The sequence below is a fragment of the Cetobacterium sp. ZOR0034 genome (assembly GCF_000799075.1).
GTDB lineage: Bacteria > Fusobacteriota > Fusobacteriia > Fusobacteriales > Fusobacteriaceae > Cetobacterium_A.
Window position 1 is genome coordinate 62086 of record NZ_JTLI01000001.1, and the last position, 24432, is coordinate 86517.

Sequence of the window (24432 nt, forward strand, 5' to 3'; positions counted from 1 at the left end):
GAAAATGCTAGATTTTATCTCAATTTTATTTATTTTTATATTGGATAACATTCCTCAAACAACATCGAAAGGTTTTTTAATAATGCCTTATTTGGCTTATTTATCGTATAGAAAAGATAAAAAAATAGCATTTTTATTTCCCGTGTTAGCAGTTATATTAGCTCTACATTCAAGAGAGCCTGCATATGCATTTTTATTTGTAGGATTGAATATAGTTTTTTATCACCTATACTTTATAAATTTTGATTATAACATAGGAAACGTCTATGTACTTTCTCTTTTACAGATTGTAACTTGGAAATTTTATGTGGATATACCTTTTGTTGTAGTTGATATACTGTTTCTTTCGATATTTTATTTTATAATTAATTTGTTATATATGAGGAGAGCAACTAAGTGAAAAAAGATCTTGGAATAAAGTTAGGGAAAAGCTTTGAATTTAGAGGAGAAATATATAAGGTGTTCGTATTTCTAGTTTTTGTTTTACTAGGAAGTAGAATGGCGTATTTACAAATTATAAAAAAAGATAAGTACAACTATTTAGCTCAAAAAAATAGAGTTAAATTAAGAAAAATTGACGCTGAAAGAGGAAACATATATGATTCAAATGGAGAACTTGTTGTAACAAATACTTTAGGGTATAGATTGGTATACTTAAACCAAAGAACTGTAAATGAAGAGCAATTAAAAGAGATGGCTGAAGCTACAGGGTATGCTCCAGAGTATTTACAAAGAAGAATAAAATATGGAGAGATTGTTCCGTACACAAAAGAAAATATTTTGATCGATGATTTGGATTTACAGTTAGCTCATAAGTTAATGGAAAAAATCGGAGACTATCCATATTTAGAAGTTCAAAGTTATTCTAAGAGAAAATATATATATGACTCATTAGCAGCACATACAATTGGGTATGTAAAAAAAATTACAGAAAAAGAGTATGAAACACTTAAAGAACAAGGATATTCGCCACGGGATATCGTAGGGAAAACAGGGATTGAAAAAGTTTATGATTTACAAATGAAAGGAAAACCAGGATACGATTATATCGAGGTAAATGCTTTAAATAGAGCCCAAAAGATAGAAAAAAGTAAAGATCCAACACCAGGATATAATCTACATCTATCTTTAGATATGAGACTACAAGAGTATATGGAAAAAATATTTGAAGAGGAAAATCTATCAGGATCTATAATAGCGTTAGAGGCTCAGACAGGAAAAGTTCTTACTATGGTAAGCTATCCAACTTACTCTTTAACAACATTTAGCTCTAAAATTTCTCAAGAGGAATGGGATGAGATAACAAATGATTCGAGAAAACCTTTAACAAATAAAAGTATTTCAGGAGAATATCCACCAGGATCTGTTTTTAAACCGTTCTCAGCTTTTGCATTTTTTAACAATGGACTAGACCCTAAAACTAAAATCTATGACAATGGAGTTTATAGTATTGGAAAGTGGAGCTGGAGAGCTTGGAAAAAAGGTGGACATGGAACAGTTGACTTTGATAAATCGATAGTTGAATCAGTTAATCCATATTATTATAGATATGCAGATCAGTTTGGACATGAACCTATAATTGAAGTTGCAGGTAGCTTTGGTTATGGAAAACTTTCACAGATAGATGTTTTTGGTGAAAGATCAGGAATACTTCCAAGTGAAAAATGGAAAAGATCTAGATTTAAACAATCGTGGTTTAAAGGGGATACTATAATTTTATCTATAGGTCAAGGATACTTATTAGCAACACCTATGCAGGTAGCTGTATCGTATATGGGACTTGCAAATCGTGGAAAAGCATATGTTCCTCATGTTGTAGATTACATGGAAAATGGAAAAGAGAAGATAGATATAAAACCAAAGGTTTTATATGAAACAAACTATCCTAGTTGGTATTATGATGCTTTAAATCAAGCTTTGATAAACACTGTCGAAAAAAATAATGGTACAACAAAAGCATTAAGAACAAAAGGATTAGTTGTAGGAGCAAAAAGTGGATCAGCACAAAACTCAAGATTTGATGAAACACATGCTCTTGTTGCAGGATATTTCCCAGCAGATAAACAACCTGAAATAGTTTTTACTGTTCTTTTAGAAGGAGCAGGAGGAGGAGGAAGTGTTGCTGGAGGAGTTGCTAAAAAATTTGTAGATAAATATTTGGAATATTACAATGAGGAGATAAAATAAAATGAATTTAGAGAACATTGTTGAAAAGGAGAAAGAAGTAGCAAAGAAAAAACCAAGACGTAGAAAATATTACAACAAGCCTAAGCAAACTGATAAAACTCAAGTAGCTCAGACAGAAAATGTTGTAACTGAAACAAAGAAGCAAGTAGAAGCGAAAATAGTAACAACTCAAGAAACTAAAAAAGTTCAAGAGCAAAAACCGCAACCTCCAAGAAGAAGAGCTCCAAAAAAAGCTGAAGTACAGGAAGAGGTAAAAAAACCGGTGGTTAAAACTGAGAAAGAAGAGAAAATGTATGTTATTCCTCTTGGTGGACTAGATGAGGTTGGAAAAAATATGACTTTAGTTCAGTATAGAGATGAGATAATAATAATTGACTCAGGAGTAACTTTCCCTGATGACGGATTGTTGGGTATTGATTTAGTAATACCAGATTTTAGCTATATTGAAAGTAACAAAGATAAGATAAAGGGTCTATTTATAACTCATGGTCATGAGGATCATATAGGTTCGGTTCCATATCTATATCAAAAGATAGATAGAAACGTTCCTGTTCATGGAGGGAAATTAACTCTGGCTTTAATTAAATCTAAATTTGAAAGTGGAGAGGTTTCAAAAATTCTTCCTAAAATGAGAGAAGTAAAAGGTAGAGATAAAATTAAAGTAGGTAAATACTTTGAAGTTGAGTTTATAAGTGTTACTCACTCAATAGCTGATGCTTACGCAGTAGTTGTTACAACTCCAGCTGGAAGGGTTATGTATACTGGAGATTTCAAAATAGATTTAACTCCTGTAGGAGGAGACGGAGTAGATTTCTTAAGACTGGCTCAAATTGGAGAAGAGGGAGTAGATTTATTACTTTCAGATTCAACAAATTCTGAGATAGATGGCTTTACACCATCAGAAAGAAGTGTTGGAGAAGCCTTTAAAGTTGAATTCGCAAAAGCTAAAGGAAGAATAATCATAGCTGCATTTGCTTCTCATGTACATAGATTACAGCAGATCGTAAACATAGCAAACGAGCATGGAAGAAAAATTGCAATCGATGGAAGAAGTTTAATAAAAGTATTTGATATAGCATCATCTTTAGGATATTTAAAACTTCCTGAAAATATAATGATAAATTTATCTGATGTTGATAAAATGAGAGACAATAAAGTTGTTATTCTTTGTACAGGAACACAAGGAGAGCCTATGGCTGCTCTTTCAAGAATCGCCAAAAATATGCATAAGCATACTAAAGTTAAAGAGGGAGATACAGTAATTATATCGGCTACTCCTATTCCAGGAAACGAAAGAGCTGTATCAAACAATATAAATAATCTTTTAAAATATGACGCTGAAGTTGTATTTAAGAAAATAGCAGGAATCCATGTTTCTGGTCATGCGAGTAAAGAAGAGCAAAGACTTATGCTTAACCTTATTAAGCCAAAGCATTTTATGCCAGTTCACGGAGAGTTTAAAATGCTAAAAGCTCATAAAGAAACAGCGATTGAAACTGGAGTTCCAAAAAATAATGTTGTGATAGCAACAAATGGAAGTAAAGTTGAAGTAACTAAATCAAGTGCTAAAATTAAAGGAAAAGTAAATGCAGGAGCAACTTTAGTTGATGGACTTGGTGTAGGAGATATAGGACATATCGTTTTAAAAGATAGACAACAATTATCTCAAGATGGAGTAGTTATTGTGGTGTTTGCTCTAGATAAAGAAACAGGAAAAGTATTAAGTGGACCTGACATAGTAACGAGAGGATTCGTTTACTCAAGAGATTCAGATGAGATTTTAAATGAAGCTAATGAACAAATTAGAGTTAAATTAAAAGAATTTGAAGATGGAGCAATAAAAGATTGGACAGTTATAAAAAATAGTGTAAGAGACCTAGCAAGTAAGTTCTTCTATAATAGAATAAAAAGAACACCAGTTATTTTACCTATAATTATGGATGTATAAATATAATTAAATTTAAGAGAGATTAAGAGGAGAGAAAATGAGTTTAACAAGCAAAAAAAGAGCATTTTTAAGAAAGAGAGCTCACAATTTAGAGCCAATATTCAGAATAGGGAAAGAGGGATTCTCTGAAACTTTAGCACAAGGTGTTTTAGATGCACTAATTCCTAGAGAGTTAATAAAAGTAAAAATACTTCAAAATTCAGAAGCTGATAAGAATGAAGTAGCTTATCAAATAGCAGATATGATTGGTGCAGAAGTTGTAGGAATAATAGGAAGAACTATAATATTCTATAAAGAAAATCAAGATAAACCGACAATATCACTAGAATTAAAAGCAGTAAAATAAAAAAGAAGAGAGTGGGGAAACTATGGAAAAAGGAATAATTTTAGGAAATAGAATTCTAGACGTAGTGTTTATAGCTTGGTTCATTGCCCAGTTTTATAAGGTTATAACTACAATATTTATTGATAAAAAATTAAATATAAAGAGAATTTTTGAAACTGGAGGAATGCCAAGTTCCCACTCTTCAACTATGTCATCATTAAGTACAGCGGTAGCATTAGCTCATGGAACACAGAGTACAATATTTGCTATTTCGTTTGTTTTGGCAGGGGTAGTTATGTATGATGCAGCTGGGATAAGAAGAGCAGCTGGAAAACATGCTGGACTTTTAAACACTTTGCTGGATAGATTTGCGGCAAAAGTTGGAGAGAGATTACATGATGAAAAACTAAAGGAACTTTTAGGGCACAGTCCATTAGAAGTATTAGTGGGGGCTATATTAGGAGTAGTAGTAGCCTTTGTATTTAAGGGTTATATACAAGCTTAAGGATGGAAAAAATGAAGATAGACAGACAATATATTAGTAAGTTACAAAATGAAAGCCAAGAGATAAGAGATATATTGGTAGAAATAACAAGTAAAAATGGTGGGCATTTGGCACCAAATTTAGGTGTAGTAGAGCTGACACAAGCAATTATGGAAGTTTTTAATCTTCCTCAAGATAAATTATTGTTTGATGTAGGGCATCAGTCGTATGTTTATAAATTATTAACAGGTAGAAAAGAGAGATTTAAAACATTAAGAACAAAAGGTGGAATTGGTCCATTCTCTGATCCTAAAGAGAGTGAATACGACTTCTTTATAGCTGGACATGCAGGAAGTGCTTTATCTGCAGGAGCTGGAATAGCGAAAGCAAATCCAAATCAAAAAGTTATAGTTGTTATAGGTGATGCATCGATTGCTAATGGACACTCTTTGGAAGCTTTAAATAATATTGGTGAAAATTTAAAAAACTTAATAGTTATACTAAATGATAATGAGATGTCTATTGGAAAAAATGTAGGATCACTTTCTAATTTTTTCGGTAAATTGATGATAAGTAACGCTTATATGAATATAAGAAAAGATGTCAGAAGTGTTATGAGCAAAGGAAAAGTTGGGAACCAAGTGAAAAGTGTTTTAGAAAGAATTGAACATTCAGTAAAGCAGTTTTTCTTGCCTTCGAGTATATCGGAAGTATTAGGTTATCAATTTTTAGGCGTGATTGATGGACATAATTTAGAAGAGTTGATAAAGAATTTAATCAGAGCTAAGGAGATGGAGGGACCAGTTTTTATTCATGTAAAAACAGAAAAAGGAAAAGGGTTCCAATTAGCAGAGGAAAACAAAGAAAAGTTTCACGGGATATCGCCATTCAATCCAGAAACAGGTGAGGTTAAATCAGGTGGCGAAACATATTCTAATATTTTTGGATCAAAATTAGTAGAGTTGGCTGAAAAGGATCAAAATATATATGCCATTTCAGCAGCAATGGTAAAAGGAACAGGATTAGGTGAGTTTCAAAATAGATTTGAAGAAAGATGTATTGATGTAGGTATAGCAGAGGGTCACGGTGTGACATTTTCGGCAGGATTAGCTATATCAGGAAAAAAGCCATATGTAGCAATATATTCGACATTTTTCCAAAGAGCTATCGATCAATTGATACATGATGTTGGATTACAAAATCTACCAGTGAGATTCATAGTTGATCGTGCTGGAATTGTAGGAGAAGATGGAAAAACACATCAAGGAATTCATGATATCAATATGTTTTTAACTATGCCAAACTATAAAGTTTTAGCTCCAACAACAGGAAAAGAGCTGAAAAGTATTTTAGAGTTTTCCAAAAATTTTGAAGAATCACCTTTAGCAATAAGGTTCCCTAGAGGAAATGCTTTTGAGTTAGAAGGAATGGCTGATTTTGAATTTGAAATTGGAAAATGGCAAGAAGTAAAAAGAGGAGAAAAAAATCTTTATTTAACAACAGGAGCAATGTTAGAACAGATTTTAAGTATAGAAAAAGAACTTTTAGAAAGAGGTTTAGGAGGAACTATTGTTAGCTGTTCATCTATAAGACCTCTAGATGAAAACTTTATTTTAGATGAGTTTTCAAAGTATGAGAATATATTCACCTTTGAGGATGGTTATGAAAGAGGTGGATTTGGTGATGAAATATTAAGATTTTTAAATGAGAAAAAAATAAAAATTAATATAAATAAAATAGCATTGAATAGTGTAGCAATACCTCATGGGTCAAGAAACATACTGTTAGAGGATTATGGTCTAAGAGGTAAAAAACTAATAGAGAGAATTGAGGGTAGCATTAATGGCGAAAAATAGTAATGCACTGAAGTTTATAAAACTTCTATTAAACCATGAGATGGTCTTAGATTTAGACCACCATGATGATCAAGGAGTTAAAGTAACTACGCATACGTACGACGTTTTAAAAATATCTTTTGAAGAGATAAGAAGAGATTACAGAGATTTAAGAGAAGCAAGAGAAAAAGTAGAATTTTTCTCAATTGTAGTTGGAGTTATAATACATGATTTGAGTAAGGGAAGCATTAGAAAAGCTGATGAGAAACTATCTCATTCGCAAATGATGATAAAAAAACCTGAATATATCATAAAAGAAGCTGAGAAAGTTTTATCTGAAATAGAGGAATCTTTAAATTTAAAGATTGTCGATAAGATAAAAAAGAATATAACTCACATAGTTATATCTCATCATGGAAAATGGGGTAAGATACAACCAAATACAAAGGAAGCTCATATAGTTCATAGAGCGGATATGTATTCTGCAAAATATCATAGAATAAATCCTATCGGAGCTGATAAGATATTAAGACTTATGAATGATGGAATGAATATAGACGATGTAGCTAAAAAATTTAATTGCACAACAGGCGTTATAAAAGATCGTTTAAAAAGAGCCAAGCATGAATTAAGATTAAAAAATACAAAACAGCTATTGGGATACTATAAAAGTAAGAAAAAAATTCCTATCGGTGATGATTTCTTTACGAAAAGAGTTAGAGAAACTGAAAAACTAATAAAAGCAGTTGATAGATTAGGATTTGAAAATCTTATTTTAGAGAATCCGCTATTAAATTATTTAGAGGATGACAAGATTTTTGAGAAGGAAGTGCAGTAATGAAAGAAAGAGTAGATGTTCTACTAGTTGAAAAGGGATTCTATGAAACTAGAGAAAAAGCAAAGAGAGCTATTATGGCTGGTTTAGTTATAATAAACGATAAAAAAATAGATAAACCTGGAACATCTATAAAAATAGATGAGGAACCAGTAATTAGAGTTAAAGGTGACGCTTGTAAATATGTTAGTCGTGGTGGAATGAAATTAGAAAAAGCCATCACTGTTTTCAATTTAGATTTACAAGGAAAAAAAGTGTTAGATGTAGGTTCATCAACTGGTGGATTTACAGATTGTTCTTTACAAAATGGAGCATCTTTTGTTTATGCTGTAGACGTTGGAACAAATCAGTTAGATTGGAAATTGAGAAATGATGAAAGAGTAAAATCTTTAGAAAATACTCATATAAAAGATTTAACTTTAGATGAGTTGGATAATGAAAAAGTGGACTATATAGTTATGGATGTATCGTTCATATCGATTACAAAAGTTATCGAACACCTAATAAAATTCTTTAAAGACGAAACAAAATTAATGGCTTTAATAAAACCACAATTTGAAGTAGGAAAAGAAAATATTGAAAAAGGTGGAATAGTAAAAGATAGCAAAAAACATATAATGGCAATAGAGATGGTAATAGAGGAAGCTAAAAAATCAGGATTAAGATTAAAAGCTTTAGATTTCTCACCAATAACAGGAACAAAAGGAAATGTTGAATATATCTCTTTATTTGAGATAGGGGATGAAGAATCTCATATTAACATAGAGTCAGTTGTAAAGCTAGGAAAGAACTTGGGAGGAGCCTTATGATAAAACTGTTAAGAAATACTGGAGTAGCACTACTTTTATCAGGAATCATGATTGCAAATACAGTGCCATCATATTCTGTAGATAATGGATTTATTGCAAATATAAAAGAGTTAAAAGAACTTTCTGATATTATGAACATAATAAAAGAAAATCATGTAGGAGCTGAAAAAGATCCTACAAATACAACTTTGATGCAAGGAGCTTTAAAAGGAATGATGGAATCTTTAGATGATCCACATTCTAATTATTTTACAAAAGAGGAACTAGAAAGTTTTAAAGAGGATATTGAGGGTAAATATGCTGGAGTAGGTATGGTAATACAGAAAAAAGCAGATGAACCTTTACTAGTTGTTTCTCCAATAGAAGATACACCTGCGTATTTGGCAGGGATAAGAGCTAAAGATAAAATTATAGCTATTGATGGAGAGAGTACTTATAAATTAACGAGTGAACAAAGTGTAAAAAAATTAAAAGGTGAACCAGGAACTTCAGTAAAGCTTACAGTTTATAGAGAGGAAGCTAAGGAGACTAAAGAGGTCGAATTAAAAAGATCTATTATTCAATTAAAATATGTTAAAAGCAAGATGATTGGAAAAGACATTGGATATTTAAGATTGACTCAATTTGGAGAAGATGTTTATAAAGATCTTCGTAAGGAATTAGAAGGATTAATTAAAAAAGGTGCAAAAGGAATAATCTTTGATTTAAGAAGTAATCCTGGAGGATCTTTAGGTCAAGCTGTAAAAATTTCATCTATGTTCATACCAGAAGGAAGAATTGTAAGTACTAAAGGTAAAACAGGAGATGAAGAGGTAGCTTACAGAGAAGGTAAATATTTTGGAGACTTCCCACTGATTGTATTAATAAATGAAGGAAGTGCTTCGGCATCTGAGATAGTTTCAGGAGCAGTAAAAGATTATAAAAGAGGTCTTTTAATTGGAGAGAAAACATTTGGAAAAGGTAGTGTTCAAACACTTTTACCATTACCGGATGGAGATGGAATAAAATTAACAATAGCTAAGTACTATACTCCAAGTGGAGTTTCTATTCATGGAACAGGAATCGAACCAGATATTTTAGTTGAGGAAAAAGATGATTTCCTATTCTTCAATGGGTTTGTAACAAACATAAATGAAGATGAGACTAAAGAGAATAGAAATGAGATTATAAAAGAAGTAAAGGGAGAAGAGGAAGCTAAAAAGATTATTTCAAAAGGTGATATCCAATTAGATAAAGCTGTTGAAGAGATGGATAAGCTTTTAAAAAAATAAGAGGAAATGAGGTAAAAAATGCTTTACATAGTAGCCACGCCTATAGGGAATTTAGATGATATAACTTTAAGAGCGATAAAAACATTTGAAGAGGTAGACTTTGTTTTTGCAGAGGATACAAGAGTTACAAAAAAGTTATTAAATCATTTAGGAATAGAGAAGATAGTATATAGATATGATGAGCATACGAAGATGCACCAAGTTTCTAATATAGCAAATATGTTAGAGAATGGAAATAAAATAGCGTTAGTAACAGATGCAGGAACACCTTGTATATCGGATCCTGGATTTGAAGTTGTTGATGAGGCTTTAAAAAGAGGAATAAAGGTAATTCCAATTCCTGGACCAAGTGCAATGACAGCAGCAGCTTCAGTAGCTGGAATTTCAACAAGAAGATTTTGTTTTGAAGGGTTCTTACCAAAGAAAAAAGGTAGGCAAACACTTTTAAAATCATTAGCTACAGAAGAGAGAACAATAGTTATTTTTGAATCTCCGCACAGAATAGAAAAAACACTAAGAGATATAGAGACTTTTATTGGTGTGAGAGAGGTTGTAATAGTAAGAGAGATTACTAAGATATATGAAGAAATTTTAAGAGGGACAACTACAGAGTTAATAGAAAAGTTATCTCAAAATCCTATAAAGGGAGAGATAGTTCTTTTAATAAAGGGTAATGAAAAATAGAGGTGAGAAAAAATGTCAATGACAAAAATTAACTGGTATCCAGGACATATGAAAAAAACAAAGGACTTAATAAAGGAAAATATGCCTTTAATTGATATCGTTCTTGAAGTTGTGGATGCAAGAATTCCTTTATCAAGTAAGAATCCTGATATAGCTGGATTTGCTAAAAATAAAAAAAGAGTAATTGTTATAAATAAAGCTGATTTAGTAACGAAAGAGGAGTTAAATTTCTGGAAAAAGTTCTTTAAAGAAAATAACTTTGCAGATGAAGTTTTAGAACTTTCAGCAGAGACAGGATTTAATATAAAAACTCTATATACAATTATTGATAAAGTATCTAAAGAGAAAAAAGATAAGATGCTTAAAAAGGGATTAAGAAAAGTTAACACGAGATTAATGATTGCTGGGATACCAAACGTTGGTAAATCTAGACTTATAAATAGAATTGTTGGTAAGAATAGTGCTGGAGTAGGAAATAAACCAGGATTTACTAGAGGAAAACAATGGATAAGAATAAAAGAGGGTCTAGAATTATTAGATACTCCTGGAATTTTATGGCCTAAATTTGAAAATCAAGAGGTTGGATATAACTTAGCTATAACGGGAGCAATAAGAGATGAGATTCTTCCAATCGATGAAGTGGCATGTCTTTTAATTGAAAAGATGCTAAAAATGGGTAAAAAGAATGTTTTAAAAGATAAATATAAACTTTTAGACGAAGACTTTGAACAAGTAACAGGAGCAATAATAGAATCAATAGCAGTAAGAATGAATATGTTACAAAAAGGTGGAAATCCTAATGTACAACAAGCGACATATACAGTACTTAGAGACTATAGAGCTTCAAAGTTAGGTAAGTTTGGTTTAGATATGGATATAGCAGAGCAGATTAAAAACTTATATAAGTAGGAGATAAAAATGAGTCATAAATTGGATTTAGATTTAAGTTTAGTTGAAAATATATTAGTTAATTTCTTAAAGGAGGAAGCTAATAAAGTTGGATTTTCTAAAGTGGTATTAGGATTATCAGGAGGAATAGATTCAGCATTAGTTGCCTATTTAGCAGCCAAAGCTTTTGGGCCTGAAAATGTTTTAGGGATACTAATGCCTTATAAAACTTCTAGTAAAGAAAGTGTAGAACACGCAAAACTAGTAGTAGAAGATTTAGGAATACAATCAAAATTAATCGAGATAACTCCAATGGTTGAACCATATTTTGATATGAATCCAGATATGGATGGACTGAGAAAAGGTAATAGAATGGCAAGGGAAAGAATGTGTATTTTATTTGACTACTCAGCAAAAGAGAGAGCTTTAGTTTTAGGGACATCAAATAAAACAGAGATGTTATTAGGATATAGTACACAGTTTGGAGATGCCGCATCAGCTATAAATGCTATAGGAGATCTTTATAAAACACAAGTTTGGGAACTTTCAAGACATATGGGAGTACCAGAAGCACTTATTGATAAAAAACCGAGTGCGGACCTATGGGAAGGGCAAACTGATGAGAGTGAATTAGGATTTTCATATGCTTTAGCTGATGAAATTTTATATTCTTTAATAGACGAGAGAGAAAAAAAAGAGGATATAATTGAAGCTGGGTATTCTGAAGAGATTGTAAACAAAATCATTTGGAAGATTAAGATGTCACAGTACAAAAGAAAACTACCTCTAATAGCAAAGGTATCGACTAGAACTATAGGAAGAGAGTTTAGATATCCTAGAGATTGGGGAGTATAAAATAAGGAGGACTAAATTTGAGAGGGGAAGAGCAATTAAGGGAAGAGTTACAGGAGTTCCAAAAAGAAAAGGAAAGAATTAGAAATATTGTTGGTCAAATAGGCGGTTCAAGTAGTAAACAAAATAAGATAGTTAATAGTTTATTGATTGCTATAATAGTTGCATTGTTAGTTTTAGGAGGTATTTTTAATAGAATTACTCCAACATTAGCAGTTCAAGTTGCGATTTTATTTAGTGTTATAAAACTAATTTGGATGTTTTATGAGTCACAAAGAGCTAGTCATTTCCAATTTTGGATATTAAACTCTTTAGAGTTCAGAATAAATGAGATTTATAAAAAGGTTAAAAAAATTGAAAAAGAATTAGACACATTAAAAAAAGTAGAGGAGCCAAATCAAGATGGTAAATAATTTTAAAACCGCTGAAGAGCTAATGAGAGCAAGATATAATGCTTTTGAAACTGGAAATATAGAGTTTATAGTGGATACTCATCATCCAGATAGTAAGTCTGATATGGATGTTGAAGAAACAAAAAAATGGGCTTTAAATTCTGAGTGGTTAGGATTAGAGATAGTTTCAACAGAAGGTGGAAAAGAAGAGGACTCAGAAGGTATTGTAGAGTTTAAAGCTTTTTATAAAGAGAATGGACAAGATGTTGTTCATCATGAAAAAAGTCAATTTTTAAAAGTTGATGGACAATGGATGTATTTTGGGTGGTTACCACTTCAAGGAACTATTGTTAAAGAGGAAAAAATAGGAAGAAATGACCCTTGCCTTTGTGGTTCTGGGAAGAAATTTAAAAAGTGTTGTGGAAAGTAAAACTTTTATTTAGGGAGAGTAGTAAATGAGAATTGCTATTGTGGGTTACCCTGATTCCGTAAAAAAGATTTTAAAAACTTTGGAACCTCAATATCCTCAGATACAGTTTATAGCATACGAGATAGAACAACTAGGTAGTTTCGTAGAAAATTTAAAGGAACTTAAGGGAAGAGTTCAAGGTATTTTTTCTACAGGAATAGGAGTTCATTCAGAGATTGTGAGCAAGTTAAATATAGATGTTCCAATGGTTTATTCAAATAGAGAAGCAGGGAGTGTTTTGAAGGCTCTTTGGGAATTGAGAGAAGATTATTCAGAAATTAGTAATTTGAAAATAGGTTTTGATATAGTAGAGAGAGACGTTTTATTAGATACTTTAGAAGAGTTTGGGATATCTTTGAAAAGTATAAATGTTCAGGAGTATGAAGTTGATAAAACAGAGTCTGATTTTTTAGATGAGCATATCAAAAATTTTGTTAGAGGAGAAGTGCAATTTGTATTAACAGCATTTGGTTATGTTTATGATTATTTCAAAAAAAAGAATAAACCAGTTTATAGATTGCAAGCTACTAAAAATGAGATAGTAAATCAGATGGAAGTTTTATTGAAAGATATAAAAATAAATGAAAATTCTAAAAACAGAATTGGAGTTAAAATTTTAAAAGTTGCAAAAAAACTTAGAAAAGATGAGAACTATTATGACAAAAGTGCATTTAGAATGAAGTTAAATCAAATATTTTTAAAATATTCTAAAGAGTTACATGGGAGTTTTCAAGAATTACTAGAAGATGAATACATATTTTTTACAACTCAGAGAATTTTAGAAACTAAAGATAGTGAGATGAGCTTTTTAAAATTATTGAATGAAGTTTCTATTTTAGGTGGGAAAATATCTGTAGGAGTAGGCTATGCTGAGAGTATTCAAGAAGCATCTGTTAATGCAAAAAAAGCCTTAAATATAAGTTTGATGAATGAAAAAGGTGAAGTTTATCTTTTTTCTGATAATAAAATAAGAGGCCCTCTTTATAAAAAAAATAGATATGACTATGTCACAAAAATAAGTGATAGTATAGAAAAAGAAGCGAAAAAAATTGGAATAACAGCAAAATATCTTTCTAAGATAAGAGCGTTACAAGAAAGTTTTAGAAAGAAAGAGTTTACAAGTAAAGAGTTGGCAGAACTTTTAGAAATAACAGAAAGAAGTGTAAATAGAATTGTAAAACCAATAATTGATAATGGATTTGCAGAGATTTTTGAGTATGAAGTATGCTCTAAAGCTGGGCGTCCTAGAAGAGTTATAAAATTTAAATTTTAACATAAGTTATATAGAAAGGATTTGGGATATTAAAGGACCAAATCCTTTTTTTATTCCTTTATTTTTAAGTTTACAAACACTTAAAGTTCTGAAATGGAACAATAAAATTTGTTTTAAAATAAAAAATTCGAAAAAAACCTTGACATAATATCAAAAAAATAGTATTATTTCATTGTTGAAATTAAGGGCCTATTAAAGACAAAGTCTTATAGGGAAAAAATTAAATTAAGGAAGAGTGAGTACTATGAACAAGAACACAATTAATGTTTTTTTAGTTGTAACAATTATTTCACTAGTTTGTGAGAAAATTGGAAAAATTCAATTGGGAAAAGTAGCGTTATTCCCAATGTTATTTGCGGTTATTATTGGAATGGCATTAACACCAGATTTATTAGGAAAAAAAGTAGCAAAATTGAGAGAGATTATTGGAGAGAAAGAGATGAAGATAGCTAGTGATATGGTTATGTTGATTCTTTTAATGTTAGGGATAAAGTTAGGAACTTTCGTAGGTCCTAATTTAGATAAAATTATCCAAGCTGGACCAGCATTTTTAGCTCAAGAGTTTGGACATGTTTTAGCTCCATTAGTAGCAGTTCCATTGGCTTTAAAATTAGGATTAAATAGAGAAGCAATAGGAGCTGGATCAAGTATTAGTAGAGAAGCTTCACTTGGAGTAATTGGAGAAAAATATGGAATAGCCTCACCAGAAGGAAGTGGAGTTTTAGGAGTATACTTAGCAGGAACAATTGTAGGAACAATATACTTTGGAATCTTAGGATCATTATCTATTTACTCAGGGTTACATCCGTTAGCTTTAGGAATGGCTTGTGGGGTAGGAAGTGGAAGTATGATGACAGCAGCAGCTTCATCGTTAGCTGAAGTTGTTGGACCAGAGTATGCAGAACAGGTATTTGCATACGCATCAACAAGTAATATGTTATCAGGATTAACAGGAGTTAATATCCTTGTATTTATATCATTACCATTCACAGAGTGGTATTATAAAAAACTATCTCCAAAGTTTGCAAAAAAGGAAGTGAAACAAAATGCGTAGTTTAGATCTTAAAAAATATATATTATACTTTATACTTATGTCGATAACAGGAGTTATCGTATTAGCAGGGCAAGCTATAGGATTACAAAAACAGTTTATAGGTGCAATACCAGGAATGTTTTTAATCATTGCTTTAGCATTACTATGTTTTGCTGTAAAGGATGCTTTTCCAAAGTTCCCACTACCAGCATATGCATTATCAACAATAGTTGGAATGATTGTAAGTATTCCAGCGTTACCAATTGCAAAATTCTTTGCACCACAAATAGGAACAGTTGAATTTATGCCACTTTGTACACCTCTATTAGCTTTTGCAGGAATATCTGTGGGAGATAAAATAGAGCAACTGAAAGCGATGTCTTGGAAGATTGTAATAATCGCAGTAGTAGTATTTACTACAATATTCTTCGCATGTGCTTTAATAGCTCAAACGGTATTAAAGTTACAAGGAGCAATTTAATTATAAAAATCGATTAAGATTTACTTAGGGTTAAGGAGAAAACTATGAACTTAAATGAAATTAAAGAGAGAGTAATAAAAGCTATTGATGAAAATAGAGAAGTTATTTTACAAGCTGGAAAGGCTATGTATGATAATCCAGAATTTGGATATAAAGAGTTTAAAGGAACAGAGATAGTTTCAAACTACTTTAAAAATGAGTTAGGGTTAGAAGTTGAAGAAGGGATTGCATACACAGGATGTAGAGCAAGATCTAATAAAGATATAGAGGGTCCTAAAGTTGCTATTCTAGGAGAACTAGATGCAATATCATGTAGTGATCATGCTGATTCTAATGAGTTAGGAGCAGTTCACGCTTGTGGTCATCATATCCAAATTGCTGGAATGTTAGGTGCAGCAACAGGACTTGTAAAATCTGGTATTTTAGCAGAGCTAGGTGGAAAAGTAGATTTTATGGCAACTCCAGCAGAAGAGTTCGTAGAGTTAGGGTATAGAACTAAATTAAGAGAAGAAGGAAAGATAAAATACTTCGGTGGAAAGCAAGAGATGATATATAACGGTTCATTTGATGATGTTGATATGGCTGTAATGTTCCACGCTTTAGATTTAGGAGATAAAAAAGTTTTAACAGGACCAGTGAGTAATGGATTTATAGGAAAAACTGTTAAATTTATAGGAAAAGAATCTCATGCAGGATCAGCTCCTCACGAAGGGATAAATGCTTTAAATGCAGCGATGTTAGGAATTAATAATGTACACGCTCAAAGAGAAACGTTTAAAGATAGCGATAGAGTTAGATTCCATCCTATTATAACAAAAGGTGGAGATATAGTTAACTCTGTACCAGCTGATGTAAGAATGGAAGCATATGTAAGAGCTAGAACAATCGAAGGAATGATTGATGCTAATAAAAAAGTAAATAGAGGATTAACAGCAGGAGCATATGCTGTAGGTGCAGAGATAGAAATAACTGAACTTCCAGGATATTTACCAATATTAAAGCATGATTCAATGGAAGATGTTTTAGAGGGTAACTTAGAGTATTTAGGATTGAAAGATGATATGATAAAAGGTGGAGACTTTACAGGGTCATTTGATTTTGGAGATGTATCACACATAATGCCAACGTTACATCCTATGTTCGGTGGAATTAATGGAGCTCTTCATACAAGAGAGTTTAAAACTGTTGATGATGAAATTGCAATTTTAATGCCAGCTAAGGCTTTAGCTTTAACAGTTGTAGATCTATTATTTGCGGAAGGTAAAAAAGCAAAAGAAATTTTAGATAACTTTAAACCAGTTATGACAAAAGAGCAATACTTAGAATTCATGCAATCAAATGATAAAGTTATAAAAGCTTAATAAAAATAGTAACTTATTTTAATAATTTCTCATATGGAAGAGGCTAGAAAACTAGCCTCTTTTTGTTATATTCAAACAATTTCATAACACTGTTTTGTAAAATGGCAAACAATTTCATAACAGTGATATATAATAAAGTGTTTGTATTTGTTTGTTTTATGAGATATAATATAGGATGTGTTTAAAAATAACATAACATATAGGAGAATTATTATGGGAAGAAAACCTAATTTTAGTAGGGATGAAATATTAGAGAGTGCATATGAAATTTTAAATAATGAGAACTTAAAAGAGGTTACAGCAAGAAATGTAGCAAAAAAATTGGGAGTTTCTACAATCGCAATTTATTCAGCATTTAAATCTATGGATGAATTAAAGAATGAACTTTCAAAAAAAGCAAAAACAAAACTTTTTGAATATACAAAACGTGATTATACAGATTTATCTCTTTTAAACATAGGGATAGGGATATGTCTTTTTGCAAAAGAGGAGAAAGCACTATTTAGAACTATTTTTTTAAGAGAAGGATTACCTAGAGAGTTTATGGATGAGATTATGGATGACTTTAGAAATCTTATTTACAATGGATTTAATAACAATAAAGAGTATAATCAATTTCCTGTAGATATAATTGAATGGGTTATAAAAAAAGGTTGGTATTTTTCACATGGATATGCAACTTTAATTTGTACAGGTTTTTATCCAGAAATAGAATTTGAAACATTTAAAACAGAGGTTATAGAAATGGGAAACCTACTAATAAATAAAGCTTTAGAAATGACGAAGGAGAGAGAGAATGAAATTTAAACAACAATTAATGATATTAGGAGTAATACTATCAGTAAATAGTTTTGCAGGAAGTATAGATTATCTTTCACAACAAGATGCAGAGTATTTAGCACATCCAGCTATGGTAGGTAAAATTGGAGTATCAGGAGCTTATTATAATCCAGCGGGACTAGTTTGGTTAGAAGATGGAACGTATATTCAAGTTAACAATCAAACACATTTGAAAGACTATAGTATGGAGTATAATGGAGAAAAGTTTAAAAGTGATAAAGCATCACCAGCTGTTCCAAGTGTACAAATTGTAAAAAAAGCTGGAGATACAGCATACTTTTTCCATGCAGGAGCGATAGCTGGTGGAGGTAGTGTTGCTTATGGTGGAGGAATAGCTACTTTTCCTGAGATAGCAGATAAATTTGAAGGAATGTTAGGTGAAAAATTCGAAGCAAAATTTTTATCAGGTTCCACAATTCATGGACAATCATATTATGTTGCTTTTCAAGGGGGAATAGCAAGAAAGTTTAACGAAACTTGGAGTGGAGCAGTTGGATTGAGATTGATTGATGCAGAAAGAAAGTTTAAAGGTGAAGGAAACTTTGAAATTGCATACAAGGATATTCCAAACTTAAAAGTAAATCCTAAGTTTGATATAGATTCAGAAAGAACAGCTTTTGGAGCTTCTGGAATATTTGGATTAAACTATCATCCAAATGACAAATTTAATCTAGCTATGAGATATGAAACAGAAACAAAGTTAGATTTTGATAATAAAGAATCTAAATTAAGAAAAGGTTTTAAGGATTCTGTAGGGGTATTGGGAGATAAGTTTTATGATATAATTGGAAAAGATCCAGCTATAAAGCAGTGGATGTCAGAGGGAAGTGGAAGAAGAAATTTACCGGCAGTAGCAGCTTTAGGAGCCTCTTATAAAGTAACAGAAAAAACTACTTTATTAGCTTCAGGTAACTACTACTTTATAAAAGAAGCTGGAGATGATTTAGGAAACTTTGATCACTACGATAATGGTTATGAAGTGGCGGTAGGAGTAGACTATGAACTAAATGAGAAGTGGACTCTTATGACAGGATATCAGTATACAAATACTGGAGCAAATGAGAAAACTTACACAGATACAGATTATGTTTTAGATGCTGATATGTATTCGATGGGAGCTAAGTACAAGTATAATTCTCAGCTTGATATAATGGGAACTTACTCATTTGTTCAATACAAAACTGATAAGAATTTAAAAGATATAACATATAAAAAGCGTGTTAGTGCAATTGGATTAGCAGCGATATATAAATTCTAATAAAAAAAGCAGATGACGTAAATCATCTGCTTTTATAATTTTAATCTCTATCTTTAACAGCTCTTTCAATTGTTCTTTGCTGATCTTTTTTAGCTAAAGAGTCACGTTTATCATAATTCTTTTTACCTCTAGCTAAGGCAATTTCAACTTTAACATATCCTTTTGAAAGGTGTATATTTAAAGGAACTATTGTATAACCTTTTTGTGTAACTTTCTCATGCAGTTTTTTTATTTCTCCTTTATGCAGAAGAAGTTTTCTAACTCTTCTTTCTTCGGGATTATAAACACTACCAAAAGACCAAGGAACTACAGTCATTCCCATTATAAAAATCTCTCCGTTGATTATTCTAATAAAAGCCTCTTTTATACTTGTTTTTCCAGCTTTGATAGATTTAACTTCACTTCCAACAAGTTCAATACCAGCTTCGAACTTATCTTCAATAAAATAATCAAAAAATGCTTTTTTGTTATTAGCTAATATCATAATTAAAATCTCCTTTCTTTTCTTCTCCCTGTATACTCTTGATGAAACTCAGTAGGAATAACTTCAATTTCAAGCATTTGTAAATCTGCTCTAACAGTTAAAATCTCCATTTTATCTCCTAAATGGAACTCTCTACCAGTATCTAAATCCTTCATCACATAGTCGTTTTCATTAAATTCATAGAAGTTTTGAGCAGTAGTTACATCCCAGAAACATTCTACGTGCTCCTCTGTTTCAAAGAATATCTTTTTATTGTTGAATCCAACGATAGTTGCTTTAAACTCATCTCCGATTTTATCAAGCATATACTCAACCACTTTTATTTTAACACTTTCATCCTCTATTTTCATAGCTTTTCTTTCTGTTTGAGATATATGAGTAGTAACCTCAGGAAGATAATTTATTAAAGTACCATATTGTTTTTTAGTAGGGTATCCATTTAAAGCAATATTTAGAATTCTATGAATTAGTAAATCAGCATATCTTCTAATTGGTGATGTAAAGTGTGTATAGTAATTAGATGACAATCCGAAGTGACCTAAGTTTTCAACTCCGTATCTAGCTTGTTTAAGTGACATTAAAATCATCTTATGTACAATCATATTTATTCCTCTGGCTTCAGAATCTTCTATTATAGATTGGAATTTTTTTGGATGCAGATCTTCAAAAGAGTGAATTTTATATCCAAATTTAGAAAGAGTATCACTTAGATTTTTAACTCTTTCAGGGTCAGGAGTTTCATGAACTCTGTAAACAGATGGCATCTCTAACCAGAAAAGTTTTTCTGCTACAGCTTCGTTGGCCATAATCATGAAATCTTCGATTATTCTTTCAGACTCTCCTCTTTCAATGTTTTTTAAATATTTAACTTTTTTATTCTCATCTAAAACAGCTTTAACTTCAGGTAGGTCAAAATCAATTGAACCTCTATTATATTTTATAGCTCTTATAATTTTAGAAAGTTCTAACATTGTAAACAGCATATCAACAATATCAGAGTATTTTTCTGTCATCTCAGGATCTTTAGCAATAATTTTATTTACATTAGTATAAGTCATTCTATGAGCTGTGTTGATTACTGATTTGTAAGTTTGTACATCGATTGCTCTTCCGTGTGAATCAATTAAAAGTTCAACAGAGAAAGTCAGTTTATCTTCATGTGGATTTAAAGAACAGATTCCATTTGAAATCTCTTTAGGGAACATAGGAAGAACTCTATCAACCATGTACACTGAGTTTCCTCTTTTTTCAGCTTCTTTATCTAATTTAGAACCTGTTGGAATATAGTGAGAAACATCAGCTATTGCAACGATAAGTTTGTAGTAACCGTTATCTAATTTCTCAACATAAACAGCGTCGTCTAAATCTTTTGCATCATCACCATCAATTGTTATGATTGGAAGATGTCTTAAATCTTTTCTCTTTTTAATCTCTTCTGGAGATATAATAATTGGAATTTGACGAGCTTCAGCTAAAACATCATCAGGGAACTCTTCAGATAAACCTTCTCTTAAAATTAGAGCTTTTATCATATTATCAGTATCAAATGGATTTCCAATTTTCTCAACTATTTTACCCTCTGGTTTTTTTTCATCACTTCCCCAGAAAGTCATTTCAACAACTACAAGTTCTCCATCTTTAGCTTTATTAAAGAAATTTTTAGGAATATAGATATCTCTACCAAAAGATTGTGTAGGTCTAACAAAACCAAAGTTTTCTTTCTTTTCAAATATTCCAATGATTGTATTTTTTTCTCTAACTAGAACATTTACAATCTCTCCCTCTTTTTTACCTTTTCCTTCAGGCGAAGTAACATTTATTAAAACAGTATCTCCGTCTAACGCTGTTCCAAATTTACTTCTAGGAATAAAGTATCCTTCTGTATCAGTATCAACAAATCCAAATTTCCCTTTGATATTTGAAAATTTACCTTTAACAAAACCTAAATTTTCAGGAATGTTGTATTTATTTCTTTTATTCTTCATGATTTCACCAGTTTCTAACCAGTGTTCAAGAATCTCTCTATTATCTTTTTTATATTTAGGTGACCACCCTAAAGCCTTTGTAATTTCATCTAAAGTTAGGGCTTTACTACCCTTTAAAACTTTTTTTAATTGTTCAAGTTGTTTATCTAATTTTGTTTGTTTCATAATTTTAATTCCTCCTATTAGCTCATATTTAAGAGCCAATTACGCATCTCTATAGAGTTTACATGAATAACATGGTTCTCTTTTAAAAGATACTCAATTTTTTTATTTACCTCTAATAAGATAGCTTTATCTAGATTTATTAAAGATAAATCTCTAATTTTTTCAACATATGGGTAATCTCTTTTAGGTTCAATGGCATCAGCCAAATAAACAATTTTTTCGATTATACTCATATCTTTACGTCCGGTTGTGTGATATTTAATAGCGTTTAAAATCTCAGAATCTGTGATTTTAAATTTTTCATTTGCAATATATGCCCCGACATAGCTGTGTAGAATTTCAGCATTTGAAAGATAATCTTCTACTTCATCTAGAAAGTATTCTTTAGAAATATTTATAAGATCTTCTCTTTTAAATTCTTTAGCATAGTCGTGAAGAATAGAGGCTATAGCAAGTTTATTTAAATCAACGTTGTAAATTTTTCCTAAAGCAAGAGCAGTGTCTAAAACTCTAAGAGAGTGTTCATATCTTTTTTTAGAAAGAATAATTTTAGTTTCTTCTTTGAAAAAATCTATATTCATAAACGTCCTCCAAATTTTGAAAAAGGAGTTTCAGTAAAATGAAACTCCTAAAAAAATTATATATTACTGTTTAATTTATAACTTTTATTAATGTTGATAAAGTTAACTTTATCTGTAGGAACTCCATTTATAAGAAGAACAACTGTATCAGCTCCTCCAGGAGTTAATAGACTATTTACAAAAGAGTAGATTATAAGTAGTTCCTCTTGTGGATTTTTTGCTGAGGATAAAATTTTAGAATCTAAATCTAAGTAAATAATTCTATTTTTTACATATACTTCGTATTTAAAGCTTTCTTTTTTTAAAATATTAATTTCTTCTAATTTTAAAGTAAGCTGCTCAATGATATTTTTTAAAATATTTTCTTTGTATTTTAAGTTAGAATCCAAAATAATATCTTGAGAAGAAAGTTTACCAGCTTTTAAATCAGGATAGAAAATAGGGGTAGTGACTTCAGTTTGTCTAATAGCCTCTCTAGCTGGAGTAGAAATAGGAGTAACTATTTCACTTTTTTTATTTAATTCATTTGAATATATTCCAGTTGCAATAGTAATAGATGCTAAAACCACTAAAAAAATTTTTAGTTTATTCGACATAGATTCCTCCTAATAGAAAAATGATCTAATTTTATTTGCTAATTCATCAGCCATAACATTTTGATTCGCATCTTTTGATAATTTTGTGACATCATCTTTATTTGTGATAAAACCTAATTCTACTAAAATTCCGGGTCCATTAAATCCTCTAAGAACAGCAAAGTTAGCTCCGTAAATACCTCGATCTCTCAAATTCAATCTTTTAGCTAAAGAGGAGTTTAATGGTTTTGCAATATTAATAGATTTTTCCATATTTTTGTTATAAGCTAATTCTCCCATAATTTGAGCAATACTTCCAGTTTTTTCTCCATATTTTTCACCGAAACTATTTTCATAGGCTGCTATTTTCTCAGCATACGGTGAGGATTTTTTTGAAAAATAGAAGATTTCAGCTCCTTGTGCAGAAGCATTATTAGATGCATTCAGATGTAAACTTACAAATAGATCTGCTTTAGCTCTGTTGGCTATTCGACTTCTTTCAGAAAGAGTAAGGTATACATCAGTATTTCTTGTCATAATAACGTTGAAATCCTTTGATAATCTAGTTTGTAATTTTTTAGCTACAGCTAAGGCAATATCCTTTTCTTTATATTTTTTGAAACCGATTGCTCCGGGATCTTTTCCACCATGTCCAGCATCAATGGCTATTGTAAACTCTTTTTTAGAAGAGGTTGTAGGTCTTAAATCTACAACAATTCTGTGAGGGTTAGCTAAAGAGTAAACTTTGTGACCAGCTCCTTTTTTTAATTTAATAAAGAATCCGACATTTGTACCATAATCAATTAAATCTATTTTTTCAATACTTTTTCCAATATAGCTTGAAGGATTAAACTTGGTATTCATTTTAACTTTTTCAATTTCTAAAAAAAGTAGACGATTATATTCGTCGTAGTTGCTATTAAACTTAGGTTTAACTTGACTTGAAATATCAAAAACTAACTGCGCAGGGTTGTTGTTCATTCTAACTCTTTGAATAGTACCGTTAGCAAAAATAGTTAGAGAAAATAAACAAACCATAAGAAATATAAGGTATTTTTTCATAATTGCTCTCCATCGATTTAGAATAATAAAATAGGATGGAAAGTTATCCATCCCATCCTTTTGTAAATATTTTTATTTTAAAACTCTTGTTATAGAATTCTTAAGCACTTGGATGTTAACACCTTTATCAACTCTAATAGTTAAGAATTCAGGACCGATATTAGTAATAGTACCTTTTATTCCTCCTGAAGTTATAACGTCAACTCCCTCTTTTAATGAGTCTAACATCTCTTGGTGTTTCTTTTGCTTTTTCTTGTTTGGTAAGATAAGTAAGAAGTAGAATACAGCTGCCCAAATAGCAAATGTAAGAATCATACCACCATACTTAGCAAATAATTCGTTCATATTATAGCCC

At 30.9% G+C, this 24432-nt stretch carries 26 protein-coding genes; 20 read left to right on the plus strand and 6 right to left on the minus strand.

Annotated elements, in window-relative coordinates; translation table 11 throughout:
• The first annotated feature begins 4 nt into the window (after positions 1–4).
• The 20 genes from L992_RS00375 to L992_RS00470 all read left to right on the plus strand — a co-directional run bounded on the left by L992_RS00375 (position 5) and on the right by L992_RS00470 (position 19225).
• The gene (locus tag L992_RS00375; RefSeq protein WP_047393874.1) at positions 5–400 is read left to right on the plus strand and encodes a hypothetical protein; all 396 of its coding nucleotides are present in this window, start codon (positions 5–7) and stop codon (positions 398–400) included.
• Positions 397–2187 carry a penicillin-binding protein 2 gene (gene mrdA, locus L992_RS00380; RefSeq protein ID WP_047393876.1) on the plus strand — a complete coding sequence of 597 codons (1791 nt, stop codon included), beginning with the start codon at positions 397–399 and terminating at the stop codon, positions 2185–2187. Before L992_RS00375 ends, mrdA begins: the two co-directional genes overlap by 4 nt.
• 1 nt (position 2188) lies before the next feature.
• Positions 2189–4135, plus strand: coding sequence for a ribonuclease J (locus tag L992_RS00385; RefSeq protein ID WP_047393879.1), 1947 nt, complete (start codon positions 2189–2191; stop codon positions 4133–4135).
• Between the two features lie 37 nt (positions 4136–4172).
• Positions 4173–4481 (plus strand): ribosome assembly RNA-binding protein YhbY, encoded by a 309-nt coding sequence (yhbY, locus tag L992_RS00390; protein WP_047381456.1) that lies wholly within the window; start codon positions 4173–4175, stop codon positions 4479–4481.
• A gap of 22 nt (positions 4482–4503) precedes the next feature.
• Positions 4504–4965, plus strand: coding sequence for a divergent PAP2 family protein (locus L992_RS00395; RefSeq protein ID WP_047381454.1), 462 nt, complete (start codon positions 4504–4506; stop codon positions 4963–4965).
• 11 nt (positions 4966–4976) lie between these two features.
• The gene (dxs, locus tag L992_RS00400; protein WP_047393881.1) at positions 4977–6800 is read left to right on the plus strand and encodes a 1-deoxy-D-xylulose-5-phosphate synthase; all 1824 of its coding nucleotides are present in this window, start codon (positions 4977–4979) and stop codon (positions 6798–6800) included.
• Positions 6787–7617 (plus strand): HD domain-containing protein, encoded by an 831-nt coding sequence (locus L992_RS00405; protein WP_047381450.1) that lies wholly within the window; start codon positions 6787–6789, stop codon positions 7615–7617. Before dxs ends, L992_RS00405 begins: the two co-directional genes overlap by 14 nt.
• The gene (locus L992_RS00410) at positions 7617–8423 is read left to right on the plus strand and encodes a TlyA family RNA methyltransferase (protein ID WP_047381447.1); all 807 of its coding nucleotides are present in this window, start codon (positions 7617–7619) and stop codon (positions 8421–8423) included. Before L992_RS00405 ends, L992_RS00410 begins: the two co-directional genes overlap by 1 nt.
• Positions 8420–9694 carry a S41 family peptidase gene (locus L992_RS00415; RefSeq protein ID WP_047381445.1) on the plus strand — a complete coding sequence of 425 codons (1275 nt, stop codon included), beginning with the start codon at positions 8420–8422 and terminating at the stop codon, positions 9692–9694. Before L992_RS00410 ends, L992_RS00415 begins: the two co-directional genes overlap by 4 nt.
• Positions 9695–9712: 18 nt before the next feature.
• Entirely contained in the window at positions 9713–10378 is a 666-nt protein-coding gene (gene rsmI, locus L992_RS00420) for a 16S rRNA (cytidine(1402)-2'-O)-methyltransferase (protein ID WP_047381443.1), read from the plus strand.
• A 12-nt stretch (positions 10379–10390) separates the two neighbouring features.
• Positions 10391–11287: a ribosome biogenesis GTPase YlqF gene (gene ylqF / locus L992_RS00425; RefSeq protein WP_047381440.1), complete on the plus strand. Its 897-nt coding sequence runs from the start codon at positions 10391–10393 to the stop codon at positions 11285–11287.
• A 9-nt stretch (positions 11288–11296) separates the two neighbouring features.
• Positions 11297–12121, plus strand: a complete 825-nt coding sequence (locus L992_RS00430; protein WP_047381438.1) for an NAD+ synthase — start codon at positions 11297–11299, stop codon at positions 12119–12121.
• A gap of 17 nt (positions 12122–12138) precedes the next feature.
• Positions 12139–12531: a hypothetical protein gene (locus tag L992_RS00435; RefSeq protein WP_047381436.1), complete on the plus strand. Its 393-nt coding sequence runs from the start codon at positions 12139–12141 to the stop codon at positions 12529–12531.
• Entirely contained in the window at positions 12521–12940 is a 420-nt protein-coding gene (locus L992_RS00440) for a YchJ family protein (protein WP_047381434.1), read from the plus strand. Before L992_RS00435 ends, L992_RS00440 begins: the two co-directional genes overlap by 11 nt.
• A gap of 25 nt (positions 12941–12965) precedes the next feature.
• Positions 12966–14252 carry a hypothetical protein gene (locus L992_RS00445; protein WP_047381433.1) on the plus strand — a complete coding sequence of 429 codons (1287 nt, stop codon included), beginning with the start codon at positions 12966–12968 and terminating at the stop codon, positions 14250–14252.
• A gap of 244 nt (positions 14253–14496) precedes the next feature.
• Positions 14497–15306 (plus strand): DUF3100 domain-containing protein, encoded by an 810-nt coding sequence (locus L992_RS00450; protein WP_047381431.1) that lies wholly within the window; start codon positions 14497–14499, stop codon positions 15304–15306.
• Positions 15299–15766, plus strand: a complete 468-nt coding sequence (locus L992_RS00455) for a hypothetical protein (RefSeq protein ID WP_047381429.1) — start codon at positions 15299–15301, stop codon at positions 15764–15766. The genes L992_RS00450 and L992_RS00455 overlap by 8 nt, the downstream gene beginning before the upstream one ends.
• Positions 15767–15810: 44 nt before the next feature.
• The gene (locus L992_RS00460) at positions 15811–17127 is read left to right on the plus strand and encodes an amidohydrolase (RefSeq protein ID WP_047381427.1); all 1317 of its coding nucleotides are present in this window, start codon (positions 15811–15813) and stop codon (positions 17125–17127) included.
• A gap of 213 nt (positions 17128–17340) precedes the next feature.
• Positions 17341–17934 carry a TetR/AcrR family transcriptional regulator gene (locus L992_RS13045; protein ID WP_052193867.1) on the plus strand — a complete coding sequence of 198 codons (594 nt, stop codon included), beginning with the start codon at positions 17341–17343 and terminating at the stop codon, positions 17932–17934.
• Positions 17924–19225, plus strand: a complete 1302-nt coding sequence (locus tag L992_RS00470) for an OmpP1/FadL family transporter (protein ID WP_047381425.1) — start codon at positions 17924–17926, stop codon at positions 19223–19225. Before L992_RS13045 ends, L992_RS00470 begins: the two co-directional genes overlap by 11 nt.
• A gap of 40 nt (positions 19226–19265) precedes the next feature.
• Here L992_RS00470 and smpB read toward each other — a convergent pair whose 3' ends face one another.
• The 6 genes from smpB to yajC form a co-directional block, all read right to left on the minus strand.
• Positions 19266–19709 (minus strand): SsrA-binding protein SmpB, encoded by a 444-nt coding sequence (smpB, locus tag L992_RS00475; protein ID WP_047381423.1) that lies wholly within the window; start codon positions 19707–19709, stop codon positions 19266–19268.
• 2 nt (positions 19710–19711) lie between these two features.
• Positions 19712–21859 (minus strand): ribonuclease R, encoded by a 2148-nt coding sequence (gene rnr / locus L992_RS00480; RefSeq protein ID WP_047393884.1) that lies wholly within the window; start codon positions 21857–21859, stop codon positions 19712–19714.
• A gap of 17 nt (positions 21860–21876) precedes the next feature.
• Positions 21877–22440: a bis(5'-nucleosyl)-tetraphosphatase (symmetrical) YqeK gene (gene yqeK, locus L992_RS00485; protein ID WP_047381419.1), complete on the minus strand. Its 564-nt coding sequence runs from the start codon at positions 22438–22440 to the stop codon at positions 21877–21879.
• 56 nt (positions 22441–22496) lie between these two features.
• Entirely contained in the window at positions 22497–23036 is a 540-nt protein-coding gene (locus L992_RS00490) for a GerMN domain-containing protein (protein ID WP_047393886.1), read from the minus strand.
• Between the two features lie 9 nt (positions 23037–23045).
• A complete protein-coding gene (locus L992_RS00495; protein WP_047393889.1) occupies positions 23046–24077 on the minus strand; it encodes an N-acetylmuramoyl-L-alanine amidase in 1032 nt (343 codons plus the stop codon).
• Between the two features lie 72 nt (positions 24078–24149).
• A complete protein-coding gene (gene yajC, locus L992_RS00500; protein WP_047381412.1) occupies positions 24150–24422 on the minus strand; it encodes a preprotein translocase subunit YajC in 273 nt (90 codons plus the stop codon).
• Positions 24423–24432: the final 10 nt, after the last annotated feature.

What these genes read in the sequence shown, in the direction of transcription:
- L992_RS00460 (WP_047381427.1), top strand. Translation starts at nt 15,811, where the DNA reads ATGAACTTAAATGAAATTAAAGAGAGAGTAATAAAAGCTATTGATGAA.
- rnr (WP_047393884.1), bottom strand. Translation starts at nt 21,859, where the DNA reads ATGAAACAAACAAAATTAGATAAACAACTTGAACAATTAAAAAAAGTT.
- L992_RS00455 (WP_047381429.1), top strand. Translation starts at nt 15,299, where the DNA reads ATGCGTAGTTTAGATCTTAAAAAATATATATTATACTTTATACTTATG.
- yajC (WP_047381412.1), bottom strand. Translation starts at nt 24,422, where the DNA reads ATGAACGAATTATTTGCTAAGTATGGTGGTATGATTCTTACATTTGCT.
- L992_RS13045 (WP_052193867.1), top strand. Translation starts at nt 17,341, where the DNA reads ATGGGAAGAAAACCTAATTTTAGTAGGGATGAAATATTAGAGAGTGCA.
- ylqF (WP_047381440.1), top strand. Translation starts at nt 10,391, where the DNA reads ATGTCAATGACAAAAATTAACTGGTATCCAGGACATATGAAAAAAACA.
- L992_RS00415 (WP_047381445.1), top strand. Translation starts at nt 8,420, where the DNA reads ATGATAAAACTGTTAAGAAATACTGGAGTAGCACTACTTTTATCAGGA.
- yqeK (WP_047381419.1), bottom strand. Translation starts at nt 22,440, where the DNA reads ATGAATATAGATTTTTTCAAAGAAGAAACTAAAATTATTCTTTCTAAA.
- L992_RS00430 (WP_047381438.1), top strand. Translation starts at nt 11,297, where the DNA reads ATGAGTCATAAATTGGATTTAGATTTAAGTTTAGTTGAAAATATATTA.
- L992_RS00375 (WP_047393874.1), top strand. Translation starts at nt 5, where the DNA reads ATGCTAGATTTTATCTCAATTTTATTTATTTTTATATTGGATAACATT.
- L992_RS00495 (WP_047393889.1), bottom strand. Translation starts at nt 24,077, where the DNA reads ATGAAAAAATACCTTATATTTCTTATGGTTTGTTTATTTTCTCTAACT.
- L992_RS00445 (WP_047381433.1), top strand. Translation starts at nt 12,966, where the DNA reads ATGAGAATTGCTATTGTGGGTTACCCTGATTCCGTAAAAAAGATTTTA.
- dxs (WP_047393881.1), top strand. Translation starts at nt 4,977, where the DNA reads ATGAAGATAGACAGACAATATATTAGTAAGTTACAAAATGAAAGCCAA.
- L992_RS00450 (WP_047381431.1), top strand. Translation starts at nt 14,497, where the DNA reads ATGAACAAGAACACAATTAATGTTTTTTTAGTTGTAACAATTATTTCA.
- L992_RS00405 (WP_047381450.1), top strand. Translation starts at nt 6,787, where the DNA reads ATGGCGAAAAATAGTAATGCACTGAAGTTTATAAAACTTCTATTAAAC.
- L992_RS00490 (WP_047393886.1), bottom strand. Translation starts at nt 23,036, where the DNA reads ATGTCGAATAAACTAAAAATTTTTTTAGTGGTTTTAGCATCTATTACT.
- L992_RS00395 (WP_047381454.1), top strand. Translation starts at nt 4,504, where the DNA reads ATGGAAAAAGGAATAATTTTAGGAAATAGAATTCTAGACGTAGTGTTT.
- yhbY (WP_047381456.1), top strand. Translation starts at nt 4,173, where the DNA reads ATGAGTTTAACAAGCAAAAAAAGAGCATTTTTAAGAAAGAGAGCTCAC.
- smpB (WP_047381423.1), bottom strand. Translation starts at nt 19,709, where the DNA reads ATGATATTAGCTAATAACAAAAAAGCATTTTTTGATTATTTTATTGAA.
- rsmI (WP_047381443.1), top strand. Translation starts at nt 9,713, where the DNA reads ATGCTTTACATAGTAGCCACGCCTATAGGGAATTTAGATGATATAACT.
- L992_RS00385 (WP_047393879.1), top strand. Translation starts at nt 2,189, where the DNA reads ATGAATTTAGAGAACATTGTTGAAAAGGAGAAAGAAGTAGCAAAGAAA.
- L992_RS00410 (WP_047381447.1), top strand. Translation starts at nt 7,617, where the DNA reads ATGAAAGAAAGAGTAGATGTTCTACTAGTTGAAAAGGGATTCTATGAA.
- L992_RS00470 (WP_047381425.1), top strand. Translation starts at nt 17,924, where the DNA reads ATGAAATTTAAACAACAATTAATGATATTAGGAGTAATACTATCAGTA.
- L992_RS00440 (WP_047381434.1), top strand. Translation starts at nt 12,521, where the DNA reads ATGGTAAATAATTTTAAAACCGCTGAAGAGCTAATGAGAGCAAGATAT.